We start from the raw sequence: 12,381 nt of genomic DNA on the forward strand, positions 1-12,381 counted from the left end.
GTTATTTGCTCCTGCCGGGGGTTACCGGCATAGCTGTGGGTAAGGGTTGTTTTGCTCTTTTTGCCAGCATGGCCTCTTCCATATGCTCCAATGCCACACCTTTGGTTTCAGGAACAAAGCGGCAGATAAACCAATAGCTAAACAAGCAGCAAATAGCGAAAATCCACATTGGGAAGGCACCGTGGAATTGAGATGAAAGGTAAGGCTGGTCATTCATCATCGGGAAGCTTTGTGAAACAGCGAAGTTGGCGACCCACATACAACCAACGGCAATACTCATGCCCTGCGCCCGCATACGGTTGGGGAATATTTCAGAAATCAGTACCCAAGTCCCGACCCCCCAAGAGAGTGCATAGAAAATCATAAAGAACAGCATGCCAAATAGCGCCAGATATCCGGTTGATTGGTTGTAGAGCGCGAAGGAGGTTATCAGTAACCCAAGGATGGTACCGATAGTCCCAAAACGCATCAGTGGTAAGCGCCCCATGCGATCCATCAGTATTGCACCGATAACAGAACCGACCAGTTGAAGCACACCGAGCCAGATAGTTTGGAATAATGCCTCTTGCATATTACCGGTGACGACTTTCAGTACGACAGGAGCGTAGTACATCATGACGTTAACGCCGGTCACTTGTTGCAGCATCGCCAACATGCAGCCGACAAAAATAATGAAGCGAACTCTGTAATCGCCATAGTTCAACCGGTTCTTATGTTGTTGCCTATCTTGTGCCAGTGATTCTTTTATCTCGTTCAGTACATTCTGGGCATGATTGGCATTGGACACCTTGGTGAGCATGGCAAGTGCCTGTTCCTCTCGACCGACCATGACACACCAACGCGGTGATTCAGGGATAAAGAAAACAAAGATACAAAATAGTGCGCAGGGAATAACAGCTGAGCCAATCATCCAACGCCAACCATATTCAATAAGCCATAGTTCGGTTGCTTGGCTGGCAATTTTATAGTTAACGTAAAAAATCACGATCTGGCCGAATACAATGGCAAATTGCTGCATGCTCAGTGCTCGCCCACGCATATTTTTAGGTGAAACCTCAGACATATACATTGGCGAAACCGTCGAGGCCAATCCAACAGCCAATCCACCGATAATTCGATAGATAACAAATACAGTGAAAGTTGTTGCCAGCGCGGCACCAATAGCAGAGATGGTAAAGAGTGCTGCAGCCAACATTAGGGCTTTTTTGCGCCCCCAACGGCCAGCAATTGGGCCAGAGATAAAAGCCCCGATGATACAACCGATAACCACATTGGATACTGCCCAGCCCGTTTCTGCCGGACTGAGGTGAAAGTAACTTTTCAGTGAATCTATCGCACCGGAGATGACAGCGGTGTCGTAGCCGAACAAGATGCCACCGAGAGCGGCGATGCCGCAGATCCGTAACACATAGCCGGTATTCCTTTTCTGTTGATATGCCATAAAAACTCCGTTTAGTGTCCTTTGTCGCCAGCCTGCTGCATTGACCTGTTGTGAGGAATAAGCAGGAGCAAGAGTTGGATTGAAGTAACGTGCATACTTGATTGAATAAGAACATTCATTTCATTTTTATTAAATAACGAAATATTAATTTTTCGATTCAGCTCAAATATCGAGTAATAAAAACCCTTGCAAAGGCGATCTAAGGCGACAGGAATCTGAGTGGCGACACTTATATTTTTTACTTTAGCAGTTTATTTAGGATGGAAAATCTAGAAAATGCAGTTGGATGGGTGTAATGCGTAAGCGTTCTGAATATTTTGGTCGCCTTGCTGGCACCTTACAGGAACTTGCGATACATCGCACAAAATAAAATTTCTAAAGAAAGTTATTTGAAACTTTTTTTTCAATAGAATAGAGTCTGCATATCGGCTGGTTTTTCGCCTTTCTGGCGGCTGGTCGCCTTGCGGGCTATCTTGGCTCTACCACAAGATAGCCTTTACTGATTGAGCGCATGGTCCGTTAGGTGTCTGGCACTAGCCATTTTTAATGACCCTTGCGATAGCCGCTGTTAAAAAGAGGGTGAAGCATGAAAATTGTGAGTAACTTTATTGGCGGGAAAAACTGTCTGAGCTCCAGCCACCAGACTGCCGATATTCATAATCCAGCCACTGGTCTGGTTGAAGGCCAGGTAACGCAAAGTACGGCTGAGGAAGTGCATCAGGCTATCGGAGTTGCTCATGAGGCCTTCGCTGATTGGTCACGGACAACCCCTTTGCGTCGCGCCCGTATTATGTTCAATTTCAAAGCACTTATTGAACAGCACCGCGATGAACTGGCGGAATTAATTGTTCGTGAGCACGGTAAAGTTTATTCCGACGCCTTGGGTGAAATTACCCGTGGGTTGGAGGTGGTTGAGTTTGCCTGCGGTATCCCGCACTTATTGAAAGGTGAGTATTCCGCAGATGTTGGCACCGGGGTTGATAGCTTTTCAATGATGCAACCTTTGGGTGTCGTTGCGGGGATCACGCCATTTAACTTCCCTGCTATGGTGCCGATGTGGATGTTTCCAGTCGCATTAACCTGTGGCAATACTTTCATTTTGAAGCCGCCAGCATTGGACCCTTCAGCTTCAGTACGTCTGGCTGAGTTACTGACTGAAGCTGGTCTACCTGATGGTGTGTTCAATGTTGTTCACTGCTCAAATGAAAGCGCGGCTCAACTTTGTACTGACCCACGAATTCAAGCCGTGAGTTTTGTTGGGTCCTCTACCGTTGCCGAGCATATTTATACCACCGCCAGTGCTCATGGTAAGCGAGTTCAAGCCTTTGGTGCGGCTAAAAACCAGGCAATTATTATGCCAGATGCTGATCTCGATGCGACTGTAAATGCATTGATGGGGGGGGCATTTGGCTCCGCAGGTGAACGCTGTATGGCTCTGCCAATCGCGGTTGTTGTTGGTGATAGCACCGCAGATAAATTAATTGAAAAACTCAAACCACTTATTGCTCGCTTACGTGTCGGCCCTGGCTTGCAGCAAGGTGGGGAAGAAAATGAAATGGGGCCATTAATTTCAGCCGCCCATCAGAAAAAAGTCCTTGGGTATATTGATCAAGGTGTTAAAGAAGGTGCGACGTTAATCACAGATGGTCGTAATTATAAAGTCGCTGGTCATGAGCAAGGATACTATGTAGGCGGCACGTTGTTTGACCATGTCACTCCGGAGATGAAGATTTATCAAGAAGAGATCTTTGGGCCGGTGTTAGGTATCGTCAGAGTTCCTGATTATCAAACAGCCATTAGTACTGTCAATAGTCATGAATTTGGTAACGGGAGTGCCATTTTCACCAGTAGCGGTCACTTTGCCCGGCAGTTTGTTCATGAAGTTCAGGCCGGGATGGTTGGTGTGAATGTTCCGGTTCCAGTCCCGATGGCATTTCATAGTTTTGGCGGTTGGAAGCGGTCTGTATTCGGTGCATTAAATGTCCACGGCACAGATGGCGTGCGTTTTTACACGCGCATGAAGACAACCACCGCCCGCTGGCCAACGGGCCAGCAAACAGTTTCAGAATACAGCATGCCGACGCTGGGTTAATGCGACTATAAGGTGTTTGTTCGAGCTATTTCATGTTGTTAACAGGAGAATCATCATGTCTTCACTGCTTGCCAAATGTCAGGCACCAGATGCGAATGGGCGTATTCAACATATTTCACCAGAGAATGCAGGCTGGCGTTTTGTTGGATTTGATGTCTACCACCTTGCCGCTGGAAAAAAGCTGGATCTGGACAGTGCTGATAATGAACTCTGTCTGGTATTAGTTGCAGGGATTGCTTCAGTTTCAACACAGCGTGCTGAGTATCCACATATTGGCAAACGCATGAGTCCGTTTGAACGAATACCACCTTATTCTGTTTATGTACCACATCATGACCATGTAAAAATTGTAGCTGAGACTGATATAGAGTTGGCTGTTTGTCGCGCTCCTAGCCATGGTCATTTACCTTCCCGTCTCATAACTCCAGCAGATGTGGGTGTGGAGCGGCGAGGTAAGGGCCGTAACCAGCGCTTAGTACATAATATTCTGCCTGATAATGAGCCTGCGGACAGTTTGCTGGTGGTTGAAGTTTATACTGATGAAGGAAATACTAGCTCATACCCAAGCCACAAACATGATCAGGAAAATGCCACCGATGAAACTTATCTGGAAGAAACCTATTATCACCGGTTGAATCCAGAGCAAGGTTTTTGCATGCAGCGTGTGTATACCGACGATCGCTCATTGGATGAATGTATGCCAGTTTATAACCGTGATGTGGTGAAAGTACCAAAGGGTTACCACCCTGTGGCTACATTGGCAGGTTATGATAGTTATTATTTGAATGTTATGGCTGGACCGGTGCGGCTATGGAAATTTACTTGGGAAAAGGATCATGCTTGGATCAATGGTGATCAATATCCAGTAAATAAGAAATAGACTATTCCTTTGCAAGGATTGGCCAGATCATAAATTAAATGGGTAGGCGAGATCCTACCCATTCTGCGGATCTTTGGGGTATAAACAGACGTCCCAGATAACCTCTCTACTGATTTACTCTTTTGCGTTATTCAGTGCTAATGAAACCGCCAGTGTTTGTGCCAGGCACATGGATGCAACCTGTGAGCGGAACCCGTCGACCTGCGCTTCTCGCACCACAAAACAGACATCGCTAAATGCTGCTAATGGGCTGACTTGGCTGTCTGTAATGGCAATTTGTTGTGCGCCACTTTTTGCACCTAATTCTACCAGCTCTAATGCTTCTTGGGCATAAGGTGAGTAGCTTATGGCAATAACCACATCTTTAGGTTTCACCATGCTTAATTGTTCAGCGAACATTCCTCCTAGCCCATCAATCAAGAAAGCGCGCCGTTCCAGGTGACGCAATGCATAGGTCAAATAGGATGCCACACTGAAAGAGCGGCGTAGACCAATCACATAGATATTTTCAGCGTTATTCAACAACTCAACTGCTCTATCTAATTGCTCGGCACTGGTTTGTACTGCTAGTTGTTGCAGTGCTTGTGCATTTACCATCGTAAATACATTCAATATTTCAGCCGGTTTTTCTGGCGCAGTGTTGCCATCGGTCGATGTTTGACGGAATAGCCGCGCACGCTCAGTATAGTTCACAGTTTCTTCCATCAGATGCTGACGGAATACCTGTTTCATTTCATTAAACCCACTGAAACCAAAGGCATTTGCAAACCGAATTAAGGTTGAAGGTGGTACGCTGGCTTGTGCTGCAATAGATGCAACCGTATCAAATGCAATGCTATTACTGTTATCTAAGATATAACGAGCAACCTGTTTTAAACGCTTGCTTAATGTCTCATAACGATGACGAATTTGGTCTTGTAACAATGAAAGTTGAGTTGGGTTATTCATCCATTCGGCCCACGGCAGAGGAAAATTCAAGGTTATCCCCTTCGTACTTGAAGTTGCAGGGTTGTCTACTAAGTTCAATCATCCAAATTTCCTACCGAGGTAAGCTTGTAGGGATGTACCGCTTGCAACTGACCTGCGATTTCAAGTTCTTTGGGTATGTCTGTCAGATATTCTAACAGGTGGTTGGAAAATTTCATTTACTGATATTGGCATTTGCTTTTATTTCATTGCGACTTGAATCAGTCCACAAAGGCATATTAAAGGAAATGCTTGTAACCTAAAGACATTAGTTTATGAAGTTTGACAAAAATCAGGGTTTTTTCAGGTTAATACGGAATGAACAGCGCAGATAGCAGCATAATGGCGCTAGCGTGTCCCCACGTTAGCGCCATTATAGTAATTTCAAGCTCAGAGAACGGGGCGATAGTCCCGCCAATAACTTATTAGTGTTTGATAATTTTGTTTCACTTGTGAGATAAGCTCGGCATCATCCAACTCGCCTTGTAGCCAATGGCGGGATGCCTGCCCAAAGATAGTTCTGCCAACGGCAAAACCTTTAACCCACGGGGCCTGTGCTGCTGCGGCAAAACCTGCTTTTAATATTGCTTCTGGAGAGTCTAAGCCAAGAATTAACACACCTCGGCAATAAGGGTCTTGAGTTTCAATTAACTGCCCTACCTGTTGCCAGTTTTCAGCACTGAGAGGTGGTAGCTTCCACCAGTCTGGTTGAATACCTAGCTGATAAAAATGTGCCATAGTTTCAATATAATAGCGTTCATCTTTATCTTTATTATCTTCAGGTAAAATCACTTCCAACAGCAATTCATGCCCTGATTTACAGCAAGCATGGTAAACATCAAGAATGAGTTCATCTTGCTGTTGGCGCAGCTCTGCACTGTCTTTGGGGTGATAAAAAACCAAACATTTCACAACATGTTCTAGCGGCCAATCAATAAGTTGGGAACCAATATTGCCATGTTCGAGCCGTAATGGCCTTGAGCTTGGCAGTTCAATTGGTCGGCCTATCCACCACCCTTGGCCCGTAATAGCATTGAGTGCTTCCTGACCATAAGTCGTATCTGCCAGGATGCCACTTTTATGTTCCAGCCCAGACTCTTGGGCGGCCTGCTGTGCTGCTTGCAGCAGTAATGTTTTAAGTTTAGGGATTCTGTCCTCGCTCACACCTGCGTCACGAGCCATGTCAGCGAGTTGTTTACGGTGATCAAAAGCAAACACACAAAGTTCTGGCCACTGTTGTTTGCGAGTGGTCACTCGATGCAAATGGTTGAGTCGATCATCACGGTCAGGGCGTGGGACCCAATTTTCACGACAGAGATAATCATCTAATTCAATCTTGGTTGGCATGGCCGGTGCACAGCCATGTCGCGAAACAACCAGTGCGCCACAAGCATTGGCGTAGCGGCAGGCTTGTTCCCAGCTTTCATCATTAAGGTAACCGCGCAGCAGGCCAGACATAAATGCATCACCCGCCCCCAAGACATTGAGAACCTCAACACGCACACCGGAATGCAATTTGACTAACTCCCAACTGCTGGGGATTTCTCCTTCAAATACTGAGCAGCCTTGCGCTCCGCGCTTGCAGACGAGTGTTGCCTGTGTTGCTTTGCGCACATTCTGTAAGGCCTTTAGTGTGTCTGTACTGCCTCCGGCAATATGGAATTCTTCTTCGGTACCAACAATTAAATTGAAATGATGCAGAACCTCCTGCAATTCCTGAGTGACTTTTTCTGATTCAATGAAACGTGTTTCACCGTCACCAAGGGAGGTTAAGCCCCATAATACTGGGCGGTAATCGATATCCAGAGCTGTTCGTAAACCATGCTTATGTGCATATTCCAATGCTTTGAGTACCGCTGCGCGTGTATTCGGGTGAGAAAGATGGGTGCCAGTGATAGCCAGTGCGCGTGATGACGCGATATAGGATTCGTTAATATCGTCCGGTGTCAGTGCCATATCCGCACAGTTTTCACGGTAAAAGATCAGTGGGAAAGTCTCTTGATCTTTAATACCCAGAATCACCAAAGCAGTCAGGCGTTGTTTATCAGTAATAAGGAAACGGGTATCAGCCCCAACACGTTGTAATTCTTCACGTAGGAAACGGCCCATATGCTCATCACCCACACGTGCCAACATCCCTGACTTCAAGCCTTGAATCGCCGTTCCATAAGCAACATTACCCGACGAACCGCCCAAATATTTGGCGAATGTACTGGTATCTTCCAGCCGGGAACCAATCTGTTGCCCATAAAAATCGACGGCAATTCGCCCGATACATATGACATCCAGCACTTTGTGTTGTGTACCCATCCCCATTTCCTTCTGTATTAATGCAAACCCCGACAATGACCGCTGTAATCACGTTTCTGAAATCAGTATGAGGAATAAATATTTCAAATTCAATATTAAATGAAATTTATTTCCCGGTTATGTGACATGGCTAAAAGCCTGATATCACGGCTCTAAATGAGACTTACATTAATGAACTGGGCTAACTGTTGGTGGCTTTTAGAGGTAGGTATATTCGTGATAATAAGTCATATATATATAATATTATCAATTGATTATGACTATACCTTATTGATTTTAATTGATGCCGTCAGAGAGTAACAAACGTCGGCTTTATAGTTTCAATGTTTACCTGATTATTTGATCCTCATCGCAGAATGAAATGTTTCTTCTGTAATGTTATTTTATGAAAAAAATATTTGTTTATAATCCCTGCTATGTTTCACTTAACAGCCGTCAACATAGTGGAAGTCATCAAGTCAGCTTCTTCTCTTCGGCAGACGTATCCCCAGAGGCTGGAAGTATCTCAGCCACCATGGTCGCGCAAATAAAGCAAAGGATGGATAAATGAATAAGATTCGGCTAACCACGGCACAGGCATTAGTCCGGTTTTTGGACAATCAATTCCTGCTGGTTGATGGTCAGGAAATCAAATTTATCAAAGGTATTTTTGCTATTTTTGGCCATGGTAACGTACTCGGGGTTGGGCAGGCTCTGGAACAAGATTGTGGTGAATTAGTGGTTCATCAGGGGCGAAATGAACAAGGAATGGCCCATGCTGCTACCGGTTTCGCTAAACAAAAGCTGCGCCAGCAAATCTATGCTTGTACATCATCTGTCGGGCCAGGTAGTGCCAATATGGTTACCGCTGCCGCGACTGCAACAGCTAACCGAATCCCGTTACTCTTACTTCCTGGTGATGTATTTGCATCACGCCAGCCAGATCCTGTGCTGCAACAGATTGAACAATCTCATGATCTGAGTATTAGCACTAATGATGCATTCAAACCGGTCAGTAAATATTGGGATCGTATTACGCGGCCAGAGCAACTAATGAGTGCTTGTATTAATGCGATGCGGGTACTGACAGATCCTGCTGAAACAGGAGCGGTGACGCTGTGTTTACCACAAGATGTTCAGGCTGAAGCCTATGATTATCCTGATTATTTTTTCAATAAGCGCATCCATCATCTTGATAGACGCCCCGCCAGTGCTGTAATGCTTGCGGATGCCATCGCTTTGATTACTTCAAAACGTAGGCCCATTCTGGTGTGTGGTGGTGGAGTAAAATACTCACAAGCCGGTCAGGCGTTACAGCGATTTGCTGAATGTTTTGGTTTACCGTGGGTAGAAACACAAGCGGGCAAAGGTACGATTAGCTCTGAACATGAACTTAATCTCGGTGGCATTGGCGAAACGGGGTGTCTGGCGGCTAACACCTTGGCAAAACAGGCTGACTTGGTGATTGGTGTCGGCACGCGTTACACCGATTTTACTACGTCGTCTAAGTGGTTATTCCAGAACCCGGATGTTGCATTTCTGAATATTAATGTCAGCGCTTTTGATGCTGGTAAATTAGACGGCTTGCAATTGCTGGCTGATGCGCGTGAAGCATTATCAGCATTGCATCAACAACTGGGTAATACTGGCTATCATGCGGGCTGGGGCGGTGAAATAGCCCGAATGCGGGCTGAACAACTCGCTGAGACTCAACGAGTTTATCAGGTGGAATATCATGCTGATGATTTCATCCCTGAAATTAATGACCATTTAGACCGCGAGAAAGTGTTTGCTGAATTCATCAATAAAACAGGCTCTTTCTTGACACAAAGCCAAGTGCTTGGCGTGCTCAATAATCAATTACCTCAAGATGCCGTCATTGTTGCAGCTGCAGGCAGCTTACCAGGAGATTTACAGAGAGTTTGGCGCACAAAAGGGAGTAATGGCTATCACGTTGAGTACGGCTATTCGTGCATGGGTTATGAAGTTAGTGCTGCATTAGGTGTGAAGCTGGCAGAGCCTAGCCGTGAAGTCTATTCGTTAGTCGGTGATGGTGCCTTTATGATGCTGCATTCTGAGCTGGTTACGTCCATTCAAGAGCGCTGCAAGATTAATGTCGTATTATTCGACAATATGACCAATGGCTGTATCAACAATCTCCAAATGGAACATGGCATGGACAGTTATGCCACTGAGTTCCGTTTCCGTAACCCAGAAACTGGCCAATTAGATGGTGATTTTGTCCCGGTAGACTTTGCTATGTTGGCAGCCGCCTATGGTTGTAAAACATATCGTGTTTCCACTGAACAGCAACTTATCGATGCATTGGCCGATGCCCGTTTGCAGACGATTTCAACCCTAATCGACATAAAAGTCCTGCCGAAAACCATGGTGCATAAGTACCTGAGCTGGTGGCGGGTCGGGGTTGCTCAGGTTTCTGAGAATGAAAGGACGGACGCAGTGGTTCGGGTATTAGAGCAAAACATTGCCAAAGCCCGTGATTACTAACGCTAATTGTATTTGATCTAGATGTGAAGTCGTAAAACGAGCAGGTATTACCTGCAAACTGAAACTTCATGAGGAAAATAATATGTCGTTAAATATTGGTGTTATCGGAACGGGCGCGATTGGTCAGGATCATATTCGCCGTTGTAGCAAAGTCTTGCAGGGTAGCCGCGTGGTTGCTGTAACCGATATTAACCGTGAACATGCTACCAAAGTTATTCGCGACCTTGGTATCGAAGCAAATATTTACACTGATGGTTATGAAGTCATAAATGCCAAAGAGGTGGATGCAGTATTAGTCACCTCTTGGGGGCCGAGCCATGAAGAGTTTGTTTTGGCGGCCATTGCTGCGGGTAAATACGTTTTTTGTGAAAAGCCATTAGCTGTGACTGCTGAGGGTTGTAAGCGCATTGTAGAAGCAGAAGCGGCACAAGGTAAACGCTTGGTTCAAGTTGGATTTATGCGCCCTTATGATCAAGGTTACCGTGCATTAAAAGATGTGATTACTAGTGGAAAGATTGGCGAACCATTAATGCTGCATTGCGCTCACAGAAACCCAAGAGTTGGGGATAACTACACCACGAGTATGGCTATCACTGACACCTTAATCCATGAAATTGATGTATTGCGTTGGTTGCTGGATGATGACTATGTTTCTGTCCAAGTTGTTTTCCCGCGCAAAGCTAAACATGCCAAAGCGCACTTGAGAGACCCACAAGTTGTGTTATTTGAAACGGCAAAAGGGACACGTATTGATGTAGAGATTTTTGTGAATTGCCAATACGGCTATGATATTCAATGCGAGGTTGTAGGTGATATCGGCATAGCAAAATTACCCGAGCCATCTTCAGTACTCCTGCGCAGTGAAGCACGTCTATCACATGAAATCCTCATCGATTGGAAGGATCGTTTTATCGACGCCTACGATATCGAATTACAAGCCTTTATCAATGATGTTCTAGCTGAAAAACTCACAGGGCCTTCTGCTTGGGATGGCTTTGCTGCTGCGGTGACTGCCGATGCCTGCATTGCGGCGCAGGAAAGTGGTGCGATTGTTCCAGTTAGCTTGCCACAACGACCATCCTTTTATAGCAAGTAATATCAGATTCTATTTTCTGTGCGTCATCCGTCGAGCTGTCGCATCGCCCTATTTTGTTACGAATAGGGCTTGTCTCGAACTTTCCCCGTATCTCACGTGAAACCGGGAGCACTATGAAGATTGCATTTGATGTTGATGTCATTAAAGACCTTGGTATCACTAATATGGTTCGCCAAGTGGCGGATTGGGGATACAACTATATTGAGCAGTCACCACATCCGCAGCTTAATCCGTTTTATAAGCACCCGAAAGCGGGTCGTGAAGTGGTTGCAGAATATAAGAAAGCACTAAAAGAAACTGGGGTCGAAATATCCTCTTTCATTGTGGTATATCGCTGGGCGGGGCCACTTGAAGCTCGGCGGCAAGCAGCAGTGACCAACTGGAAGAGAATGATTGAGATTGCAGTTGAAATGGGTGTATCCGTTATTAACACCGAACTGTCTGGTGATCCAAACGAGCCTGAGGTTTGTGAGGAAATGTGGTATCGCTCAATGGAAGAGTTGTTACCAATTATTGAACGCGAAGGTATTAGGATAGAAATTCAATCTCATCCATGGGATTTTTGCGAAGAGAATAATGAAACTGTCGATTTAGTGAAATCACTGCGCAGCGATAATGTGAAATATCTCTATAGCGTACCCCACACTTTTTTCTACGATAAAGGTAAGGGAGATGTGGCCAGTATGCTGAAATATGCTGGTGATGACCTTTCACATGTATTAATCGCCGATACCATGAATCACACCAAACATTGTCGTTATATTGTGAACCCACCTGGCGTTGATGCTGTTATTCATCAGCATGTGGGGATTGGTGAAGGGGAGGTTGATTTCTCTACTCTGTTCCAAACATTACGCGATATGGATTTTGCCAGCCGCTCATTTAAAGTGGGTGGTGAATCAATTATTGCAACTTCTCTTTTTGGCTATCCAGAAAAAATGGTGCATCAGGCTGTTGCTACCCGTGAGCGTATTGAACGTGAATTATTGGGTAAGTAAATCTGCATAGTTATCTGATTTTTATCGCTATTTTAAATATGTTTTTCAAGCCAAGATTATTTTTGTATTAAAGGACGGGCAATTAATCACCTTTTAATTGTATTCATCTGT

General features: G+C 45.2%; 8 protein-coding genes. 5 read left to right on the forward strand and 3 right to left on the reverse strand.

What is annotated here, in order from left to right; genetic code table 11:
• Nucleotide 1 precedes the first annotated feature (1 nt).
• Nucleotides 2–1,441: a sugar porter family MFS transporter gene (locus ACIOG0_RS00620; RefSeq protein ID WP_050099508.1), complete on the reverse strand. Its 1,440-nt coding sequence runs from the start codon at nt 1,439–1,441 to the stop codon at nt 2–4.
• Between the two features lie 586 nt (nt 1,442–2,027).
• On the opposite strand from ACIOG0_RS00620, the gene ACIOG0_RS00625 reads away from it, so the two are divergent.
• Together ACIOG0_RS00625 and iolB are read left to right on the forward strand one after the other, a co-directional pair.
• Nucleotides 2,028–3,533, forward strand: a complete 1,506-nt coding sequence (locus ACIOG0_RS00625) for a CoA-acylating methylmalonate-semialdehyde dehydrogenase (RefSeq protein WP_050140025.1) — start codon at nt 2,028–2,030, stop codon at nt 3,531–3,533.
• A 55-nt stretch (nt 3,534–3,588) separates the two neighbouring features.
• Nucleotides 3,589–4,413, forward strand: a complete 825-nt coding sequence (gene iolB, locus ACIOG0_RS00630; RefSeq protein WP_128451427.1) for a 5-deoxy-glucuronate isomerase — start codon at nt 3,589–3,591, stop codon at nt 4,411–4,413.
• A 114-nt stretch (nt 4,414–4,527) separates the two neighbouring features.
• Here the strand turns inward: iolB and ACIOG0_RS00635 are convergent, their stop codons facing one another.
• Nucleotides 4,528–5,361 (reverse strand): MurR/RpiR family transcriptional regulator, encoded by an 834-nt coding sequence (locus ACIOG0_RS00635; RefSeq protein WP_004707148.1) that lies wholly within the window; start codon nt 5,359–5,361, stop codon nt 4,528–4,530.
• Nucleotides 5,362–5,769: 408 nt separating this feature from the next.
• A complete protein-coding gene (iolC, locus tag ACIOG0_RS00640) occupies nt 5,770–7,689 on the reverse strand; it encodes a bifunctional 5-dehydro-2-deoxygluconokinase/5-dehydro-2-deoxyphosphogluconate aldolase (protein ID WP_050295715.1) in 1,920 nt (639 codons plus the stop codon).
• A gap of 546 nt (nt 7,690–8,235) precedes the next feature.
• Here iolC and iolD point away from each other — a divergent pair.
• The 3 genes from iolD to ACIOG0_RS00655 all read left to right on the forward strand — a co-directional run bounded on the left by iolD (nt 8,236) and on the right by ACIOG0_RS00655 (nt 12,270).
• Nucleotides 8,236–10,176, forward strand: a complete 1,941-nt coding sequence (gene iolD, locus ACIOG0_RS00645) for a 3D-(3,5/4)-trihydroxycyclohexane-1,2-dione acylhydrolase (decyclizing) (RefSeq protein ID WP_050140023.1) — start codon at nt 8,236–8,238, stop codon at nt 10,174–10,176.
• An 82-nt stretch (nt 10,177–10,258) separates the two neighbouring features.
• Entirely contained in the window at nt 10,259–11,272 is a 1,014-nt protein-coding gene (locus tag ACIOG0_RS00650) for a Gfo/Idh/MocA family protein (protein WP_145524655.1), read from the forward strand.
• A gap of 113 nt (nt 11,273–11,385) precedes the next feature.
• Nucleotides 11,386–12,270: a sugar phosphate isomerase/epimerase family protein gene (locus ACIOG0_RS00655; RefSeq protein WP_050099514.1), complete on the forward strand. Its 885-nt coding sequence runs from the start codon at nt 11,386–11,388 to the stop codon at nt 12,268–12,270.
• Nucleotides 12,271–12,381 lie beyond the last annotated feature (111 nt).

The sequence above is a fragment of the Yersinia vastinensis genome, assembly GCF_044905075.1.
GTDB lineage: Bacteria > Pseudomonadota > Gammaproteobacteria > Enterobacterales > Enterobacteriaceae > Yersinia > Yersinia vastinensis.